The sequence below is a fragment of the Skermanella rosea genome (assembly GCF_016806835.2).
Classification (GTDB): domain Bacteria; phylum Pseudomonadota; class Alphaproteobacteria; order Azospirillales; family Azospirillaceae; genus Skermanella; species Skermanella rosea.
This window is the reverse complement of the sequence record NZ_CP086111.1, coordinates 598,485-617,978: the sequence shown is the minus strand read 5'-3', so window position 1 is coordinate 617,978 and position 19,494 is coordinate 598,485. Positions and strand designations below refer to the sequence as shown.

The window sequence follows — 19,494 nt, the reverse complement described above, 5'->3', positions numbered from 1 at the left end:
AACCCCGTCAATTATCAAAGGGGCTTAATCTAAGTGCCCTGAGCGGCAATGATGGCAAAAACAAACGCAATATGCCTTTTCGGATAGCCCGGAACATCATGGGCAGCAGTCCTTTTGGGCTAACGATTGACGGTTGAATATTTCCTTTTCTTTGTCCCGTCACCCCGATGCCGGATCACCCGACTGCCGCCCGATGCGGCCGGGGCGCCGGATCGGCCTCCCCGGCCCGGTCGGAGCCAGGGCCGAGCCAGCGCCGCCGCCATGCCTGGAACATGAGCACGCCCCACAGCCTGTCGCCGTGGTCGTGCGTGCCCGACAGGTGCTCCGCCCAGCGGCGGCGGACCGGCCCCGGATCGAGCACGACGTCCTCGTCCAGCCGCCGCCCGTCCAGCAGATCCTCGGCCCAGTCGCGCAGGGGGCCGCGCAGCCAGTCGCCGAGCGGCACGCTGAAGCCCATCTTCGGCCGCTCCACCAGCTCCCGGGGGACGTGGCGGTAGAGCACCTGGCGGAGCAGCCACTTGCCCTGTCCGTCGCGCACCTTGAGCGAGGCCGGCAGGCCGGCGGCGAACTCGACCACGCGATGGTCGAGCAGCGGCACCCGCGCCTCCAGCCCGACCGCCATGCTGGCCCGGTCCACCTTCGCCAGGATGTCGTCCGGAAGATAGGTCACCGTGTCGAGGAACTGCATGCGCCGGAGAAAGTCAGGGATCTCGCCGGCGACCGAGCCGTCCCACAGGATGCCGCGCGGCTCGTCCGCCCCCCTGACGATCTCCGCCGGGTCCCAGTGGGACAGCAGGCCACGATAGACCTCGTCCGGTCCCGACGCCGCGAGCAGCGCCGCCAGCTTGTGCAGGCGATCGCCCGCGCGGTCCGGCCGGAACGCGCGCGGAAGCAGGCCGAACCCGCGGTCCCAGGCACTTTCCGACGGTCCCGAGAGCGCCGCCGCCGCGACCCCGCGCAGGCTCCGGGGAAGGCGGTCCAGCCGCCGGCGCGCCGCGTCCGCCCATAAATAGCGGTGGTAGCCCGCGAACAGCTCGTCGCCGCCGTCGCCCGACAGCGCCACGGTGACGTGGCGGCGGGTCATTTCCGAGACCAGGTATGTGGGGATCTGGGAGCTGTCGGCGAAAGGCTCGTCGAACAGGTCGGGCAGCCGGGGGATCACGTCGCGGGCGTGGTCGCGGCCGACATAGAGCTCGGCGTGGTCGGTGCCCAGGTGTCCGGCGACCGCCTTCGCGTGGACCGCCTCGTCATAGCCCGCCGCGTCGAACCCTATCGAGAAGGTCCGCACCGGCCGGCCGCTCCGGGCCTGCATCAGCGCCGCCACGGTCGAGCTGTCGATCCCGCCGGAGAGGAAGGCGCCGAGCGGCACGTCGGCGACCATCTGCCGGCCGACGGCGTCGCCCAGCAGCGCCTCCAGCGCGTCGATCGCCGACGCCGGATCGCGTTCGCGCGGCGGAACCCGCGCTATCGCCCGCATGTCCCAGTAGCGTTCGGTGCGGGGCTCGGTCCCCGGTTCCCAGGTCAGCATCGAGCCGGCGGGAAGCTTGGCCACGCCGCGGTAGATCGTGTGCGGCGCGGGAACGTAGCTGAAGCGCAGGTAGGAGGCCAGCGCGCCGCGGTCCAGTTCGGGCGACCAGCCCGGATGCACCCGCAGCGCCTTCAGTTCGGACGCGAACATCACGCCTTCCCCGGCCCCGGCCCCGCTCCCGGTCCGGCCCCAGTAGAGCGGCTTGACGCCGAGTTGGTCGCGGACCAGCGTCAGGCGCCGGGCGGCCTTGTCCCACAGGGCGAAGGCGAAGATGCCGATCAGCCGCCGCACCGTCGGGCCGACGCCCCAGGCGGCGCAGGCCTCGACCAGCACCTCGGTGTCGGACTGGCCGCGCAGGCGGATCCCGCCGGCTTCCAGTTCGGCACGCAGGTCCCGGTAGTTGTAGATCTCCCCGTTGAAGGTCAGCACCAGCCGGCCGTCGGCCGATTCCATGGGCTGGCGCCCCAGGGGCGACAGGTCGACGATCGCGAGCCGCCGATGGCCGAACGCGACGCCCGCCTCCTCGTCGGTCCAGACGCCGTCGCCGTCCGGGCCGCGGTGGGCCAGGGCATCCGCCATCGCGCGCACCAGGGATGCCGGCGCCCGGCGGCCGGAAGGTTCGACGAAACCGCAGATGCCACACACCGGAACCGATCTCCCCGCCTGACTGTCCGTGACGACGATGGTTCAAGGAGAACCATAAGTTCTCGAATAGAAGCCCGCGCCCGCTCCGGGCAAGCGCAATCATCGGTAAGCGGGGCCACCTTATGGGTGACGATCGAAAAGGTGCCCAGCCGCATTGACTTCCCCCTCCGCGCGACAGCATTCTCCGCCGGTCAAGCTTCCGGCAGCGGCGCGCGTCCCGGTTTTCGCAGGTTTCGGTTATCGCGGTGGCATTTAGACTTCCTCTCCTGATCACGCGGAACCCGGCGTTCATGCGGCTGGCCCGGGGCGGCGGCAGCGTCATGGCGCTGAACGTCGCGGGCATGGCCCAGGCGCTGCTACTCCAGATCGTACTCGCCCGCCTGCTGGGCCACGAAGGCTACGGGCATTTCGCCTACGTCATGGCCTGGATCAACATCCTGGTCTACGTGGCCGTCATGGGCCACGACATGCTGATGATGCGCAACGTCGCGGCGCACCAGGCCCGGCAGGAATGGGCCCTGCTCGCCGGCGTGCTCCGCCATGCCGCCGTCCTGGTCGGCGCCCTCAGCATCGGGATCTCGGCGCTCGGCGCGTTCCTGATATCCCGGCAGCCGGGAATCCCGGCGGAGCTCGGCGCCACCTTCCTGGCCGGCTTCGTGGTGCTGCCCCTGCTCGCCATGCTGAGGCTCAATGCCGCCGTGCTGTACGGGCAGGGCCAGGTGGTGCTGGGCACCGCGCCGGAACGACTCGGACGCGACGCCGTCGTGCTGCTCCTGGTCGGAGCCGCGACCGGCCTGTCGCTGACGCTGACGCCGCCGGCCGTCATGGGATTCGTGGCGCTGGGCGGGGCGAGCGCGCTGACCCTGATCCTGTATCTCCGCCGGCGCCTCGCGGTGCTGCCCGCCCCCGCGCCGCGCGCGGTCTTCCGGCGGCGCGACTGGATCGCCTCGGCCTTCGTCCTGGGACTTACCGGCGGCAGCCAGCTCCTGCTCCAGCGCAGCGACGTGCTGATGATCGGCTGGCTGATGACGGCCGCCGACGCCGGCGTCTACGTGGTCGCCTGCAACGTCGCCGAACTGGTGCTGTTCCCGTACCTGGCGGTCGGCGCGATCGTCGCCCCCTCGTTCGCCGCCCACTATGCCCGGGGAGAGCGGACAGAACTGGCCGCCTTCATGCGGACGACGACCCTGATGACGCTCGCCGGGTCGCTGGTCATCGGCATCCCGCTGATCGTCCTCGCCCCCTGGATCCTCGGGCTGTTCGGGTCCGAATTCGTCGACGGTGCCGGAGCCGCCCGTATCCTGATGGTCGGCATCTGCCTGCGCACGGTGATCGGCCCGAGCCACCTGATGCTGACCATGACGGGGCACGAGCAGCAGGCGATGCGGGCGCTGGGCTGCGCCGCGGCGGCCAACGTCGCCCTGAACCTGGTCATGATCCCGGCCTTCGGGATCGAGGGCGCCGCCGCCATGACCACCCTGTCGCTGCTGGGCAGCCAGATCGCCATGGCGGCCATGGCCTGGCAGCGGGTCGGCATCCCGCCGCCCCTGCTGCCGCGCCGCCTGCTGGCCGCCCTGGCGCCGCGCGACGGCGGGCCGCGTGACGCGGAAACCGGCGGCTGAACCGATTCGGGGAAGCTCGACCCGCACGGCCCCGAATCGGAAGGGCTATGACCGAGTTGCGCTGGCACTGCCGGGTGGGCTGGGCCATAAAGCGGCCGTACTGAACTCGACCGAGGTCCTGGATGACGATCTTTCTCACCGGTGTCGCCGGCTTCATCGGCTCCCATGTCGCCGAGGCGCTGCTGGCCCGCGGCGATCAGGTGGTCGGCATCGACAACATGAACGATTATTACAGCGTGGACCTCAAGCGCGCGCGGCTCGGGCGGCTGGCGGGCCGCACCGGCTTCACCTTCATCCAGGCCGACGTGGCCGACCGCGACGCGGTCGGCGCGGCGCTGAAGCGGGCGGGATCGTCCGGACCGGTCACCGGCATCGTCCATCTCGCCGCGCAGGCGGGTGTACGCTACTCGCTGGAGAACCCGTACGCCTACGCGGACGCCAACGTGGTCGGCCAGGTGGTCATGCTGGAAGCCGCCCGGAGCCTGGATTCCCTGGAGCACTTCGTCTATGCCAGCTCCTCCTCCGTCTATGGCGCCAACACCAAGCTGCCCTTCTCGATCGACGACCCGGTGGACCATCCGGTCTCGCTGTACGCCGCGACCAAGCGCGCGGGCGAGCTGATCGCCTACAGCTTCAGCCACATCCACAAGCTGCCGGCGACGGGGCTCCGCTTCTTCACGGTCTACGGCCCCTGGGGCCGGCCGGACATGGCGGCCTACCTGTTCTGCGACGCGATCATGGCCGGCCGGCCGATCCGGGTGTTCAACCAGGGCCGCATGGAGCGCGACTTCACCTATATCGACGACATCGTGGCCGGGGTCGTCGCGGCGCTGGGGCGCCCGCCCGCGCCCGACGCTCGGGGCGTACGCTCCATGCTCTACAACCTGGGCAATCACAGGTCGGAGAGCCTGGTCCGCTTCATCGAGGTGATCGAGCAGGCGCTGGGCCGCACCGCCCTGAAGAACCTGGAGCCGATGCAGGCCGGCGACGTGCCCGCGACCTATGCCGACATCGACGCGACCCGCCGCGATCTGGGCTTCGAGCCCGCGATCCCGATAGAAGTGGGTATTCCCCGGTTCGTCGCGTGGTACAAGGACTATCACGGCATCGCATGATCGCCTTACCCAAGCCGGGACGTTCCGGCCGGACCACGCTGGGGCGTTCCGCCCGGATATCCCGATGACCGATGCCATTGGCCTGTTCGAAACCGCCCTGCTCGCCGGCACCGCCGCCCTGTCCTACATGGCGACCGGCATGGTGCTCCACTATCTGCGCCGGAACGCCATCCTCGACCTCCCCAACGAGCGCAGCAGCCACACGGTGCCGACGCCGCGCGGCGGCGGCTGGGGCATCATGGCGACCCTGCTGCCCGCCTTCGCGCTGATCGGCTGGATCATCGGCTCGTTCGACCGGATCGGGCCGGTGCTGGCGGGCGCCGCCGGGCTGGTCGCCGTCTCCTGGATGGACGACCGGCGCAGCCGCCCGGCCCTGTTCCGGCTGGCGGCGCAGATCGCGGCGGTGGCCCTGGGGCTGACGGCGCTGCCCGGTCCCGACCTGGTCTTCCAGGGCTGGCTGCCGCTGTGGGCGGACCGGCTGGCGGCGGGCTTCTGCTGGCTCTGGTTCGTCAACCTGTTCAACTTCATGGACGGGATCGACGGGCTGGCAGGCAGCGAGGCCGCCTCGATCGGCGCCGGGCTCGCCCTGGTCTCGGTGATGGCGGGGCTGGGACTCGTGCCGCTCTGGCTGGCGCTGGCGACGGTCGGAGCGGCGCTGGGATTCCTCGGCTGGAACTGGCATCCGGCCCGGGTCTTCATGGGCGACGTGGGCAGCGTCCCGCTGGGCTACCTGCTGGGCTGGCTCCTGCTCGGCGCCGCCGGGTCGGGCGCTTGGGCCGCCGCACTCCTGGTTCCGCTCTATTTCCTGGCGGACGCGACCTTCACGCTGCTGCGCCGGCTGGCGGCGGGCAAGCGGATCTGGCAGCCCCACCGCGAGCATATATACCAGCGCGCGGTCCAGGCCGGCCGCAGCCACTCCGGGGTCGTGCTGTGGGTCCTGGCCGGCAATGCCTGCCTGGTGGCCCTGGCCGCCGCGTCGGTGACGGTCGGCTGGATGGCGCTGGTGCCGGGCGCGCTGGTCGTGCTCGCCCTGCTGGCCTTCCTGCCCCGTCCGGCCGGGAGGGCATGATGCGCGTCCTGGTGACCGGAGCGACCGGTTTCGTCGCCTCCGCCCTGATTCCGATGCTCGCATGCCGGGGCCACCATGTCCGCGCCGCGGTCCGCCGTCCCGGCGCCCTCCCCGTCCCCGACACGGCGACGGTCGGCGACATCGGCCCGGAAACCGACTGGAGCCGCGCCCTCGACGGGGTCGACGCGGTCGTCCATCTCGCCGCCCGGGTCCACCAGGCGGAGGAGCCGGGCGGGTCCGCCGCGGCGCTCGACCTGCACCGCCGGGTCAACCGGGAGGGCACCCGGCGGCTGGCCGAAGCGGCGGCCGCCGCCGGGGTGCGCCGCATGGTGCTGGTCAGCACCATCAAGGCGGTGACCGAGAACGGCGCCGAGGATGCGGTGACCGACGAGACCCCGCCCCGGCCGAGTTCCCCCTACGGCATCTCCAAGCTGGAGGCCGAGCAGGCGCTGGAGGCCGTCGCCGCGCGGACCGGGCTGGAGCAGGTCGTGGTCAGGCCCCCGCTGGTCTACGGCCCGGGCGTCGGCGCCAATTTCCGGCAGCTGATGGAGTTGTGCCGCCGAGCCCCGCCGCTGCCGTTCGGCGCGATCCGCAACCGGCGCAGCCTGGTCTATGTCGGAAACCTGGCCGGCGCCATCATGGCCTGCGTCGAACACCGCGACGCCCCGGGCCGCCGGTTCCTGGTCCATGACGGCCCGGTGCTGTCGACGCCGGACCTGATCCGCGCGATCGCCCGCGCCCTGGGCCGGCCGGCTCGCCTGTTCGGCGTCCCGCCGCCTCTGCTGGGAGCGGCTTTCCACCTGATCGGACGCGGCGACGCCTTCGACCGGCTGGCGGCGTCCCTGGAGCTGGATGACCGGGCCATTCGAAAAACCCTGGGCTGGGAACCGCTTTGGTCGCAGGAAGACGCCTTGCGCGTCACCGCGGAATGGTTCAATGCTGCGGCCGGTCCATAGAGCAGCGCCCGTTGAGCTGATGAAATTCGATCGAGCCGGCCTCGCCTACCTGCACGACCTCCTGATGACGGGTCTCGCCTTCGTCGCGGCATTCTACCTGCGCGTTGGGGACGACCTGTTCGGATTCCATTTCGAAGGCCTGCTGGAAGGCCTCGTGGTGGTGCTTCTGACCGCGGCCATCACCTACCGCCTCCTGGGGCTGTACCGGGGGATCTGGCGCTACGCGTCGGCCCCGGACCTGATCCTGGTGACCAAGGCCGCCACGGTCGTTTCGGTCGTGTCCGTGCTGCTGCTGTTCCTGCTGACCCGGCTGGACACCATCCCGCGGTCGATCCCGGTGATCCAGTGGTTCGTGCTCCTGTTCCTGCTGGGCGGGCCGCGTTTCGGCTATCGCCTGTTCAAGGACCGGCGGCTGGCCCTGGCCGACTTCTCCGGCGGGGAGCACCGGGTGCCGGTGCTTCTGGTCGGTGCCGAGGACGGTTCCGACCAGCTGATCCGCGCGCTTTCCCATACGCCCCAGGCGGCGTACCGCGTGGTCGGGGTGGTCGACGACAAGGGCGGGCGGATCGGCCGCGAGATCCGCGGCGTGCCGGTCCTGGGCGGCGTGGACGACCTGCCGGCCGTGGTCGAGACCCTGCACCGGCGCGGCGTCAAGCCGCAGAGGCTGATCGTGACCAAGCCGGAGGCGGACCATGACGGCGACCTGATCCGCCGGCTGCTCGACCTGACCGAGCCGCTGGGGCTGTCGCTCAGCCGCCTGCCCAGCCTGACCGAGTTCAAGGACGCCCTGGGCGAGGGCAAGATCGAGCTGCGGCCGATCGCGGTGGAGGACCTGCTGGGGCGGCCCCAGACGGTGCTGGACCGCAGCGCCATCCAGGGCCTGATCGCCGGGCGCCGGGTGCTGGTCACGGGCGCCGGCGGCACGATCGGCAGCGAGCTGACCCGCCAGATCGCGGCCCTGGGCCCGGCCGAGCTGACCATGGTCGATGCGGGCGAATTCAACCTGTACACGATCGACGGCGAGATCCGGGGCCGGTACCCGGGCCTGGCCTGCCACAGCGTGATCGCCGACGTGCGCGAACGCGCCCGCGTGCTGCGGCTGTTCCAGGACGCGCGGCCCGACCTGGTGTTCCACGCCGCCGCCCTGAAGCACGTGCCGCTGGTCGAGGCCAATCCCGAGGAGGGCGTGCTGACCAACGCCATCGGCACGCGCAACGTGGCCGACGCGGCGCGGACCGTCGGCACCCGGGCCATGGTCCTGATCTCCACCGACAAGGCGATCAACCCGAGCAGCGTGATGGGCGCCACCAAGCGCGCCGCCGAATCCTATTGCCAGTCGCTGGACCTGCTGCCGGCGTCGGACGGGGCCAGCACCCGGTTCATGACGGTCCGGTTCGGCAACGTGCTGGGTTCCAGCGGCTCGGTGGTCCCGCTGTTCCAGCGCCAGCTCGCGGCGGGCGGCCCGCTGACCGTCACCCATCCGGAGATGCGGCGCTACTTCATGACCGTGCGCGAGGCGGTCGAGCTGGTGCTCCAGGCCTCCGCCTACGGCTCGGCCCATCCGCAGGGCCGCGGCCGGATCTTCGTGCTCGACATGGGCGAGCCGGTGAAGATCGTCGATCTGGCGCGCAACATGATCCGGCTGGTCGGGCTCCGCCCGGACAGGGACATCATGATCGAGTTCACCGGGTTGCGGCCGGGCGAGAAGCTGTTCGAGGAACTGCTGTCCGAGGGCGAGGCGCCGACCCGCACCAGCGCCGACGGAGTGTTCCAGGCGTCGCCCCGCGTGATCGACCACGCGGTGATCAACCGGCTGCTGAACGAGCTGGAGCACGCCGCCCGGGCGACCGACCGGTCCAGGACCCTGGCCACCCTGCGCACCCTCGTCCCGGATTACCGGGCCGAGGATGCCGCGACGGAGGCCCCGCGCCAGGAGCTGGGCTCCGACTGACATGAACCAGCAAGGATGAACGGCCCAGAATGAGCCAGCCGACATGAGCGGGCCGGCCACGCCGGCGCGCTTCGCGACCGCCTGCCTGATCACCCTCCTGCTCGCTCCCCTTGTCGCGGTCACCGTGCCGCGCGGACTGGCCCCGCTGATGATCGCCGGCTCGGTCATCGGCGTGCTGCTCCACCGCCTGGACACCGGCCGCTGGCCCGTCCCGCCGGTGCGGTGGCTGGTGATCCTGGGCGGCTTCCTGGCCTACGGCGCCCTGACCGCGCTCTGGAGCATCCGGCCGGGGCGGAGCCTCCATCAGGCGTGGGAACTGGGCTACGCGCTGCTGCCCGCCATGCTGCTGGCGAGCGGCGCGGTCCGTACGCCGCTGCTGGACGGGCGCCGAGCCGGCCTGCTCGTGACGGCCTACGCCGCGGCGGTGATCCTGCTGATGCTGGACCTGCTGCACGGCCTGCCGGTCTACCGGCTGATGCGCGGCGGCGTGCCGCCCGATCTGGAGCTGTACGGATCGTTGATCAACCGGAACATGGTCGCCATGGCGGCGCTGTGCTGGCCGGTCTGCCAGGTGTTCTGGCTTCGCCGCCAGTGGGCCGCCACCGCCCTGCTGCCGGTCGGCATGATCGTCCTGGTGACCGGGGGGGAGAGCGAGTCGGCGATGGTCGGGCTGCTGATCGGGCTGGTGACCCTGGCGGCCGCGATGGCGGCGCCGGCTATCGTCCGGCATCTGCTGGGCGTCGGAGTCGTCGTGACCTTCTTCGCGACCATTCCGGCCATGGAATATCTTTACAGCCTCGACCTGATCGATCGCGGCGACCTGCCCTTCTCGTTCCTCCACCGGATCGAGATCTGGCACTACGCGTCCAACCTCGTGTTCGAGCGCCCGCTGGTCGGGTGGGGCCTGGATTCGTCCCGCTCCCTGGCGGAGAACGTGTTCGTCGACCGCGGCGGCTACAGTTTCCCGGTGCTGCCGCTCCACCCGCACAATGCCATCCTCCAGGTCTGGCTGGAGCTGGGCTTCGTCGGCGTCTGCTTCGGCATCGCCGCCGGGCTGACGATCCTCCGCGATATCGGCACCCTGCCGCGCGACAGCCAGCCGGTAGCGCTCGCCGCCTTCGCCGGCATGCTCGCCATGATCTCGGTCGCCTACGGAATCTGGCAGGTCTGGTGGCTGGGCGCGCTGTTCCTGTCGATGCTGGCGATCCACGTGCTTGCGCGCCAGCATCGAGTTGGATAGCTTCGACGGGGCTGATCGCGCCGGCCGCATCAGTTCCCCGAGGTCCCGTGAATTCACCAGGTGGCTGATGCTGTCGAACAAGACAAACCCGCTTTCAAGGTGGGGCGCTTTGCTCTGTCTGATGCTGCTGCCCGCCTGCGGATACCAGCCGCTCCACGGCGCCAACACGCCGGCCGCGCAGCAGCTGTCGCTCGTCCAGGTCAACAATATCCCGAACCGCCTGGGGCAGCAGCTCCGGAACAGCCTGATCGACCGGTTCTATATCGACGGCCGGCCGGTATCGCCGGAATACACCCTCGACATCGCCTTGAACCCCTCGGTGATCAAGCTCGGCATCGCGGTGGACGACAGCGCCACCCGCGCCGAACTGAACGTGCTGGCGACCTATACGCTCCGGAACGCGCAGGGCGCCGCGGTGCTGTCCGGCACCACCAGCTCCGTCAGCAACTTCAACATCCTGCGCAGCCAGTACGCGACCCTGATCGGGGAGCAGGACGCCTATGACCGCAGCGTGGCGCAGCTGAGCGAAGACATCACCCGCCGGCTGTCGCTGTTCTTCAACCGCGAGCCGGTGACGGCGTCGGCGTCCTAGCGGTCCCGTACAGTGTCTTTGATGACGTTCGGCGGACCCGGAGTGCGGTAGGTCGGCCTTCGCCCGCCAGGGCGAACGCCGACGCCCTGCGTCGATGCTCCGGCCGCGCTGTCGGCGTCGGCCTTCGGCCGAAGCCGACCTACGACAAATCGCTCAAAAACACTGTGCCGAGCCACGAGTGTTCCGACCGAGACATCTGGTTTCAAGCGTTGGGCCGCGGCCCAACGCATCGCAAAGCATGAACCGGGGGACTCCCGGGGAGGGCGCGCGTCCCGCGCACCTCGGTCGGCGGGACGCCGACCCTCCGCAAGGAAAAGCGCCGCTGCCGGCGGCGACTCGCGGCGGGCCTACTGGGACGCCGCCTGGGAGGAGGAACTGATGAGCGGGGCTTCGACCTCGCCCAGGTTGCGGAACACCAAGCGGAAATAGATCGTGTCGCCGCCCTCCTCGCCGGAGCGGACGGTATTGTCGCGCGATCCGATGACCTGGAAGGTGAAGCACTCGTCGCTGTAGGTCAGCGAGGCGCTGGTGCTGCGCAGCTTCTCGTCGGTCGCCTGGAGGTCGTAGCTCTGCGCCACGGCCGCGGACCAGTACTGCGAGAAGGAAGAACTGAGGGACGCGGACAGGAACTCGCGGCGGGGCGCGGTATCGCCGCTGGTCGGCCGGTCGCGGTAGTAGTAGTTGACGCCGGCGCGCAGCAGGGGAACGCCGGCGCTGACGCGGAACTGCTGGACCTGGGCCTCCAGGTCCTCCTCCGAGAGCTGGAAATTGTATTGTAGGTCCAGGTAGGGGCCGGGCTGGACGCGGACGCTGCCGACGATGTCGGAATAATCCTCGCCCAGGCCCGATGCCTCCAGGGCCTCGTCGTTCCGGGAGATCTGGTAGCTCTGCCCCAGGAAAAATTCCGAGAAGCCGCCGCCGAAACCGTAGAAACCCGTCTTGGCGCCGTAGGTGACCCGGGTGCCCGAATCGAGCCGGTCGACGCCGGGAAAGCGGTTGGGGCGGAACAGGTTGTAGGCGGTCAGCTCGATGTCCTGGCTGTCCTCGTTCGGGATGTCGTCCTGGTCGTCGACGTTGGGCGAGGTGGTGAACGAGACGATCGGCTCGATCACGTGCTGGACCGTGCCGATCTGGCGCGCCACCGGATACCGCATGGTGATCTGCCCCTGCGGGAACAGGCGGTAGTCGGTCGTGCTGTCCTCCCGCCCGGTCGGATCGTCCGGCCTGATATAGTCGGTGACGTAATAGGCGTCGCCCCGCAGGGTTCCGCTGACCGTGGTGATCAGGCCCGCGTCGGCGACGAACTGGCGCTGCCAGCCCGCCTCGATCGAGGCGCGCTGGGTGTCGCGCCCTTCCGGGCGCTGCAATCCGACCAAGCCGAAATCCAGCGACCAGCGCCCACCCAGCAACGAGTCGGGTTCGCCGAGCATCTGGGCCTCGGCGAGCGGGATCACGTAGGGCTCGTTCTCGTAAAGCTCGCGCAGGTCGTCGAACCGATAGGCGTTCGCGACCGCGTAGTTGCGGCCCTGGAAGCCTTCGACGAAGGCGCGGCTGGTCAGGATGTCCTCGCCGCTGATCCGGTACCGCCGAAGGTAGGACCGGTCCGACGTCTGCTGGAGGTTGAAGCCCGCCCGCCAAGTCTCGTCGAGGTCGAACAGACCCTCGCCGAACAGGTGCCCGCGCCAGCGGTCCTCCTTCACCTCGCCCGAGGTCGTCGTCCGGTCGGCGTTGACGATGCTGCCGTCGAGGAACAGGCGGCCCCGCTCGAACCGCTGGCGCCACTCGCCGCGGACCTGGAGCCCGTCCTCCGTGCTGAACATCGGCGTGATCGTCGCGTCCATGTCGGGCGCGATCGTCCAGTAGTAGGGGACCGCCGCGAAGGTCCCGAGATTGCCGCCATAGCCGAAGATCGGGCTCAGGAATCCGCTCTTCCGGTCCACCGTCGGGTCGGGATGCTCGAAATAGGGCGTATACAGCACCGGGATGCCGAACATCTCGAGCCGGGCGTCGCGATAGACGACCTCCTTCGCCTCCTTGTCGTGGACCACGCGGTTGGCCCGGAGCTGCCAGAGCGGCGCCCGGGTCGGGTCCTCGGCGCACAGGTCGCAGGGGGAATAGACCGCCCGGTTGATCCGCATGAAGCGGCCCCCGTCGGTCCGCTCCGCCTCGGTCCCGGCCAGCCGGGAATTGTCGGTCAGCAGGGCGCGGACCTGCTGCACGAAGCCCTGGGCCAGGTCGTCGGTCAGTTCGGCGTATTCCGCGAACATCACGTCGCCGCTCGGCTCCAGCAGGCGGATGTTGCCGGTCGCGGTGACCACGCTGGTGCGCTCGTTGAAGGAGACGCGGTCGGCCAGCAGCAGGCGGTCGCCCTGGGCCAGTTCAACGTCGCCCGTGGCGGTCACGATGCCCAGGGTCTCGTCATAGGTGAGCTCGTCGGCGTTCAGCAGCACGGGCTGGTCGCCCCCGGCCTCCTGCGCCGATGCCGCGGGAACGCCTACCGCCGCCGCGATTCCCAGGGCCACCAGGCCGCCGCGCAAGCTGTTGCGCAGTCCCCGTTCAGGACGTTTCAAACCCTTATCCCGGAAGGAAAAAGCACGCACAAGAATACCCTTCGGAGCGGCCCCGGCGGAGCGCTCCCCAGTGGAGGCGGATGGTTGGCGATGGGACTTGGTCCGCGGCCCTGTACCGGTTCCCTGATTAATCGAAGGCCGTCCGGGAGGCAAGCCGCATCGGACCGGCAGCCGGTACAAAGGTCACAGGTGCTGCACTCCGGCAACCCTCAGCGCCCCATCCTTTCCTCCCGCCGTCCCCGCGGGCCGTGTTTAGTGCCGCACCGGCCATTCGCCCGTTCCGCTTCGGGAGCCGGGCGGGCATACTCCGCCGCGTCGCGCGCACGGAGGGTTGGGGGAGTTCTGGTTGTGGAGTATCTGGCGGTTCTCCTGCGCGGCATCCTGCTGGGGATCGCCATCGCGGCGCCGGTGGGGCCGATCGGCCTGCTGTGCATCCGCCGCACGCTTCAGGGCGGGGTCCTGACGGGCTTCGCCACCGGCCTGGGCGCCGCGGTGGCCGACGGGATCTTCGGCGCGATAGCGGCTTTCGGCGTGCAGGCCATGACCGACTGGCTGGCCGGCCACCAGACAACCTTCCGGCTGGTCGGCGGCACCGTCATGCTGCTGATCGCGGCCAGGGCCTTCACCGCGGAGCCGCACCCGCGGGAGATCACGCGGGACATCCGCACCGTCCTGGGCGGCTTCGCGGTCGGGCTCGGGCTCACCTTGACCAACCCGATCACCATCTTCGCCTTCGTCGCGATCTTCGCCGGCTTCGGGCTGGGCGGCGAGCTCGCCTCCGACTACGAGGCGACCGTCCTGGTGCTGGGCGTCTTCCTGGGCTCGGCCCTCTGGTTTCTGACGCTCAGCGGCAGCGTGGCCATGATGCGGCACATGATCTCGGACGGCGTGTTCCGGGGGATCAACCGGACCGCGGCGGTGCTGCTGGCCTGCTTCGGGATCTATGCGCTGTACAGCGCGGTCCTCGACATCATCGGGGGCATCATCGGGCCGGCCTCCGCGATGAACTGAACGGGGCGGCACAGACGCAAAAGGCGCCGGCCGCTTTCGCGGGCCGGCGCCTTTTCCATGATCGTTCCCGGGCGGGAGATGTGCGCTCAGGCGAGCGCGTTCTCCCCGTCGATCACCGCGGAGACGGCGTGGATCACGGAAGCGATCCGGATCACGTCCTGCACGGCCTCCTTGGAGACGCCCTTCTTGACGACCTCGTGCTCGTGGCTCTCGATGCACATGCCGCAGCCGTTGACGGCCGAGACGGCGAGCGACCACAATTCGAAATCGACCTTGTCCACCCCCGGATTGCCGATGACGTTCATGCGCAGGCGCGCCGGCATCTGGGCGTAGTCCTTGGTTGCGGACAGGTGGACGAAGCGATAGTAGATATTGTTCATGCCCATGATCGCCGCGGCGGCCTTGGCACCGTTCAGCGCCGCCGGCTCGAGGTGCTGCCCGGCGTCGGCGACGATGGCACGGATCACTTCGGGCTGGCGCGATGCGAGGGCGGACGCGACGGCGGTACCCCAGGCCTGCTGCGGTGTCAGGTTGGGCGTGTTGAACACGCCGGACAGGTTCAGCTTCAGGTCCTTGGCGTAGTCGGGCAGCTTGCCCTTCAGCGCATCGATCGACATGGCAGGCAATTCCTAAGGTGCGGACAGGTGAATGCAGATCAGGCCGGTACGGGAACCGGCGCCGGCACGATGGGCGCCCTTCGGCGCCCACCATGGTCAGTCCCGTCGGGAAGCGGGATCAGGCGGCCTGCAGGGTGTCCTGGCCCTTCTGCCAGTTGCAGGGGCACAGTTCGTCCGTCTGCAGGGCGTCCAGGACGCGCAGGACTTCCTGCGGGTTGCGGCCGACCGACAGGTCGTTGACCGAAACGAAGCGGATGATGCCCTCGGGGTCGACGATGAAGGTGGCGCGCAGTGCCACGCCCTCGGCCTTGTCCAGAATGCCCAGCTCGGTGCTCAGCTCGCGCTTGATGTCGGCCAGCATCGGGAACGGCAGGTCGCGCAGGTCGTCGTGATGGACGCGCCAGGCGTGATGCACGAACTCGCTGTCGGTCGAGGCGCCGAGAACCTGGACGTCGCGGTCGGCGAACTCGCCGTTCAGCTTGCCGAACGCGGCGATCTCGGTCGGGCACACGAAGGTGAAATCCTTCGGCCAGAAGAACACGACCAGCCACTTGCCCTCGAAGGAGCGGTCGGTGAACTGGGCAAAGGCTTCCTTCATATCGGTGGAAACGACGGCCTTGAGGTCGAAGGCGGGAAACTTGTCGCCGACAGTAAGCATGAAACTCGCTCCGTATGCTGCGGTGCACTAAATTCGAACAGTTCCAAAACTGGCGACAGCCCTATGATAAATCCAATCGCATTTTCCGAACGCAGTGATAGGAGAGGCCGATGAGTCAGGCCGTCACGCTCAAGCACCTGCGCTATCTGGTGGCGGTCGCGGACACCCTGCATTTCGGCCGGGCGGCGGATGCGGCCAACATCAGCCAGCCCAGCCTGTCGGCCCAAATTCAGCAACTGGAAGAAGCACTTGGCACCCAGCTGGTGGAGCGCACGAAACGCCGCGTGATGCTGACCCCGATCGGCACCGAGGTTGCCGAAAGGGCGCGCCGCATCCTCGCCGAGGTGCGCGACCTGGCCGACAGCGTGCAGGGCGTGGCGGCTCCGCTGGCGGGCGACCTGCGACTAGGTGTCATACCCACGGTCGGCCCATACCTGCTCCCCAGGGTGCTTCCTTCGCTGCGCCGCACATACCCGGATCTGCGACTCTATCTCCGGGAGGACCAGACCGGGCGACTCGTGGAACGGCTCAAGGGCGGCGACCTGGACACGCTGATGCTCGCCATGCCGGTGGCCGAGCCGTCCTTCGAGGCCGAACCCCTGTTCGACGAGACCTTCGTGGTGGCGCTGCCCGCCGGCCACCGGCTGGCGGCGCGCAACCAGGTCAGCGAATCGGACCTGGCCGACGAGCAGGTCCTGCTGCTGGAGGACGGCCACTGCTTCCGCGACCAAGCGCTGGCGGTCTGCGGCGATGCCAGGGCGCGCGACCGCGAGAGCTTCGCCGCGACGTCGCTGGACACGCTCCGCGAGATGGTCGCGAGCCGCATCGGCATCACCCTGCTGCCCGCGCTGTCGGTGACCGGCGCCTCCGCGCCGAACGGGTCGGTCGAGATCCGTCCCTTCGCCCCGCCCTGCCCGTCCCGCCGAGTCGCCCTGGTCTGGCGGCGCGAGGCCGCCCGCGGCCGCGAGTTCAAGGAGTTGGCGCAGTTCCTGCGCGACAATCTGCCGCTGGGTGCCGAACCGGTCGGCTGACCCGGCGGGACGGACGACGCCACCCTACATTCCCTGGTAATCATCCCCCGGAGTCGCAGGTGATCAAAGTGATTCCGGCTTGACCATTTGTCGAATTCTACGTATGGATCCAGTAGAATCAAGAATACTAGTGCTATAGCATAGTATGCAGCCTGTAAGAGCGGACTTAATATTTCACGCATCCGAACCCGGATTCCAGGATCACTGTAGCGGTCAGCCTTCCATCAACCCCGGCATTCGGGTGACTGCGCCCGCATGCGTCCAGGATCGCCCATGAAGCCGCATCTGATCATCAGGCTCGCCCCCCGGGCCGCGTCCGCGACGGCGACCGCGCCGGCCTGGAGCGATGCGGTCCGGGACAAGTCGGACGTCGGCGGCAGGCTCCATCCCGACGTGGACCGGGTGCTCGACCGTCACCGCGTCGGCGTCTGGGTCACGGCGGAATACCGGCCTCGGGATCCCTCGGGCCGGTGGACGGCGCAGGAGCTGGAGAGCGGCCTCAACCGCGTCTACCGCCTGATCCTCCAGGACAACCGGGAAATCCCGCCCGGCCTCGTCGAGGACATCTCCCTGCTGCCGGTGGTCGAGCAGGTCCGCCCAGGCCTGATCGCCCGGTCGGAGCTGCCCCGGGCGTCGGCGCTGTCCGGCGACGACCGCACCGGCCGGGCCGCCATCGGGCTCGACGAGGCGTCGGACTATACGCGCGGCGACAAACGGGTGCTGGTCGCCGTGCTCGACACCGGGATCGACCTCGCCCATCCCGAGCTGGCGGATTCGCTCCGCCCCGGCCGCGACTTCGTGGACATCCTCGACGGGGCGGGCAAGCGGTTCGGCGCGTGGCTGCTGGACAACATCAACAGCGCCGTCAAATGGGCGGTGGACCAGGGCGCCGACGTGATCAACATGAGCCTGGGCGTGCGCCACGAGGGCGGCGGGCTGCCCCACCGCGAGGTGGTGGACTATGCGAGGCGCAACGGCGTCACCATCGTCGCGGCGTCCGGCAACGACGGCCGGCGCGAGCTCTACTATCCCGGCGCCCTTCCCCACGTCATCGCGGTCGGGGCCGCCGACAACCGGGGCCGGGTCAGCAGCGCAAGAAGCTCATGGCCGACCTCGACCTGGCCAAGGTCGAGGCCCAGGACACCGAGGAGGAGCTGGAGCGCGCGGCCGACGAGGATACCAACGCAGAGAAGCTGTTCGACCATGTCGGCAGCGCCCAGATCTCCGGCTCGATCCTGCTGAGCGAGCAGGTGCCGGCGAAGCCCGGGCCGGGCGGCAAGCCGATCATCGGCGTCCGCATCAGCTTCCACTACAGCTTCGCCTGCTCCGGCTTCAACCCGGAGATCCGGCGGTTCGAGGTGATCGTCTATGCCGACGGCACCCACACCCGGGGGGCGACGACGATCTGACGTGCCGGACGGCCGGCCTCCGCCGAGGCCGGCCGTCCGAAGGGTCAGGTGCCGGCGACGGTCATGCCCTCGATCCGGATCGTCGGGGCGTCCATGCCGTAGCGGAACTCCAGGTCGCTGGCCGGCTCCAGGACCTTGAACATCTCCTTCAGGTTGCCGGCGACCGTCAGCTCGCTGACCGGATAGGCGATTTTGCCGTTCTCGATCCAGAAGCCGGCGGCACCCCGGCTGTAGTCGCCGGTGATCCCGTTGATGCCCATGCCCATCAGCTCGGTGATGTAGAGGCCCTGGCCGATGTCGGCGATCAGCTCCTCCGGCGTGCGGGTTCCCGGCGCCATGTACAGGTTGCTGGGCGAGGGCGAGGGCGGGCCGGAGGTGCCGCGCGACGCATGCCCGGTCGAGGTCAGGCCGAGCTGGCGGGCGGAGCGCAGGTCGAGCAGCCACGTGGTCAGCCGCCCGTCCTCGATGATGTTGCGCCGGGAATTGGCGACGCCCTCGCCGTCGAACGGCTTGGACCGCAGGCCGCGCCGCACGTGCGGGTCGTCCACGATGGTGATCCCGGCCCTGAACAGCTGCTCGCCCATCTTGTCCTTCAGGAAGCTGGTGCCTCGCGCGATCGACGGCCCGGTGATCGCCCCGGACAGGTGGCCGATCAGGCCGCGCGACACCCGCGGGTCGTAGACCACCGGCACTTGGCAGGTCTTGACCTTGCGCGGGTTCAGCCGGCGCACCGCCTTCTCGCCGGCGCCCCGGCCGATCTCCTCCGCCGAGGCCAGGTCCTCGGCGAAGACCTTGGAGCTGTACTCGTAGTCGCGCTCCATCCCCGTGCCGGACCCGGCCAGCACCGACACCGACAGGCTGCGGCGCGAGATGGAATAGGTGCCGGCGAAGCCGTTGCTGGCGGCGATGGCGACGTGGGAGCGGCTCCAGCTCGCCTCCGCCCCTTCGGAATTGGTGACGCCCTGGACCGCCAGGGCGCTCTCCTCCGCGATCCGCGCCTGCTCGATCATCTGCTCGGCCGATGGCTCGGTCGGGTCGTCCATCTCCAGGTCGGTCGGCCAGCCCCGGGCGAGCTGGTCGGGATCGGCGAGGCCGCTGAACGGGTCCTCCGGCACGTTGCGGGCCATGGCGACGGCGCGCTCGACCAGGGCCGCCAGCGTGTCGGCGCTGCGGTCGGTGGTCGAGACGATCGCCTGGCGCTTGCCGACGAAGACGCGCAGGCCCAGGTCGCCGGCTTCCGCCCGCTCCAGCCGCTCCGGCTGGCCCAGCCGCTGCGACAGCGACAGGGAGGCGCCGTCGAACAGCACCGCGTCGGCGGCATCGGCGCCGGCGGCCTTGGCCTTCCCGATCAGGTCTTCCAGCAGGGAGAGGGAGGCGTTGTGGGAATCAGCAGGCATCGACATCTCCGGTCCATTTCATTTCGCGCACGCTCTTTCGGACGTCCCTATCAAAGTGGGCCGTGTCGGCGAAAGATGGCAGG

At 69.6% G+C, this 19,494-nt stretch carries 15 protein-coding genes; 10 read left to right on the top strand and 5 right to left on the bottom strand.

The features are described from left to right. Positions 1 to 175: 175 nt before the first annotated feature. Positions 176 to 2,173: an asparagine synthase (glutamine-hydrolyzing) gene (asnB, locus tag JL101_RS02915; RefSeq protein WP_203100273.1), complete on the bottom strand. Its 1,998-nt coding sequence runs from the start codon at positions 2,171 to 2,173 to the stop codon at positions 176 to 178. A 290-nt stretch (positions 2,174 to 2,463) separates the two neighbouring features. Here asnB and JL101_RS02910 point away from each other — a divergent pair, with 290 nt between their 5' ends. The 7 genes from JL101_RS02910 (at position 2,464) to lptE (ending at position 10,718) form a co-directional block, all read left to right on the top strand. Beyond that, positions 2,464 to 3,795, top strand: coding sequence for an oligosaccharide flippase family protein (locus JL101_RS02910; protein WP_203100276.1), 1,332 nt, complete (start codon positions 2,464 to 2,466; stop codon positions 3,793 to 3,795). A 122-nt stretch (positions 3,796 to 3,917) separates the two neighbouring features. Next, complete coding sequence (locus JL101_RS02905; protein WP_203100278.1) at positions 3,918 to 4,910, top strand: NAD-dependent epimerase/dehydratase family protein; 993 nt, start codon at positions 3,918 to 3,920, stop codon at positions 4,908 to 4,910. A 64-nt stretch (positions 4,911 to 4,974) separates the two neighbouring features. Continuing rightward, positions 4,975 to 5,979 (top strand): MraY family glycosyltransferase, encoded by a 1,005-nt coding sequence (locus JL101_RS02900; protein ID WP_203100280.1) that lies wholly within the window; start codon positions 4,975 to 4,977, stop codon positions 5,977 to 5,979. Next, positions 5,976 to 6,935: an NAD-dependent epimerase/dehydratase family protein gene (locus JL101_RS02895; protein WP_228435260.1), complete on the top strand. Its 960-nt coding sequence runs from the start codon at positions 5,976 to 5,978 to the stop codon at positions 6,933 to 6,935. Before JL101_RS02900 ends, JL101_RS02895 begins: the two co-directional genes overlap by 4 nt. A gap of 19 nt (positions 6,936 to 6,954) precedes the next feature. Continuing rightward, the gene (locus JL101_RS02890) at positions 6,955 to 8,886 is read left to right on the top strand and encodes a polysaccharide biosynthesis protein (RefSeq protein WP_203100282.1); all 1,932 of its coding nucleotides are present in this window, start codon (positions 6,955 to 6,957) and stop codon (positions 8,884 to 8,886) included. A 43-nt stretch (positions 8,887 to 8,929) separates the two neighbouring features. Continuing rightward, complete coding sequence (locus tag JL101_RS02885; protein ID WP_203100284.1) at positions 8,930 to 10,126, top strand: O-antigen ligase family protein; 1,197 nt, start codon at positions 8,930 to 8,932, stop codon at positions 10,124 to 10,126. 109 nt (positions 10,127 to 10,235) lie between these two features. Continuing rightward, entirely contained in the window at positions 10,236 to 10,718 is a 483-nt protein-coding gene (gene lptE, locus JL101_RS02880) for an LPS assembly lipoprotein LptE (RefSeq protein WP_203100285.1), read from the top strand. 347 nt (positions 10,719 to 11,065) lie between these two features. Here the strand turns inward: lptE and JL101_RS02875 are convergent, their stop codons facing one another. Further along, positions 11,066 to 13,288, bottom strand: a complete 2,223-nt coding sequence (locus tag JL101_RS02875) for an LPS-assembly protein LptD (RefSeq protein ID WP_203100286.1) — start codon at positions 13,286 to 13,288, stop codon at positions 11,066 to 11,068. A gap of 348 nt (positions 13,289 to 13,636) precedes the next feature. Here JL101_RS02875 and JL101_RS02870 point away from each other — a divergent pair, with 348 nt between their 5' ends. Further along, positions 13,637 to 14,299 carry a LysE family translocator gene (locus tag JL101_RS02870; RefSeq protein WP_203100287.1) on the top strand — a complete coding sequence of 221 codons (663 nt, stop codon included), beginning with the start codon at positions 13,637 to 13,639 and terminating at the stop codon, positions 14,297 to 14,299. Between the two features lie 86 nt (positions 14,300 to 14,385). Here JL101_RS02870 and JL101_RS02865 read toward each other — a convergent pair whose 3' ends face one another. Together JL101_RS02865 and JL101_RS02860 are read right to left on the bottom strand one after the other, a co-directional pair. Continuing rightward, on the bottom strand, positions 14,386 to 14,916 hold the full coding sequence (locus tag JL101_RS02865) for a carboxymuconolactone decarboxylase family protein (protein WP_202682834.1): 531 nt from the start codon (positions 14,914 to 14,916) through the stop codon (positions 14,386 to 14,388). A 118-nt stretch (positions 14,917 to 15,034) separates the two neighbouring features. Then, positions 15,035 to 15,574, bottom strand: coding sequence for a peroxiredoxin (locus tag JL101_RS02860; protein WP_203100288.1), 540 nt, complete (start codon positions 15,572 to 15,574; stop codon positions 15,035 to 15,037). A 110-nt stretch (positions 15,575 to 15,684) separates the two neighbouring features. Between JL101_RS02860 and JL101_RS02855 the strand changes: the two genes are divergently transcribed. Further along, a complete protein-coding gene (locus JL101_RS02855; protein ID WP_203100289.1) occupies positions 15,685 to 16,605 on the top strand; it encodes a LysR substrate-binding domain-containing protein in 921 nt (306 codons plus the stop codon). Between the two features lie 273 nt (positions 16,606 to 16,878). Next, positions 16,879 to 17,847 (top strand): S8 family peptidase, encoded by a 969-nt coding sequence (locus JL101_RS02850; RefSeq protein ID WP_203100290.1) that lies wholly within the window; start codon positions 16,879 to 16,881, stop codon positions 17,845 to 17,847. 211 nt (positions 17,848 to 18,058) lie between these two features. Here the strand turns inward: JL101_RS02850 and JL101_RS02845 are convergent, their stop codons facing one another. Then, positions 18,059 to 19,417 carry a TldD/PmbA family protein gene (locus JL101_RS02845; protein ID WP_407697382.1) on the bottom strand — a complete coding sequence of 453 codons (1,359 nt, stop codon included), beginning with the start codon at positions 19,415 to 19,417 and terminating at the stop codon, positions 18,059 to 18,061. Positions 19,418 to 19,494: the final 77 nt, after the last annotated feature.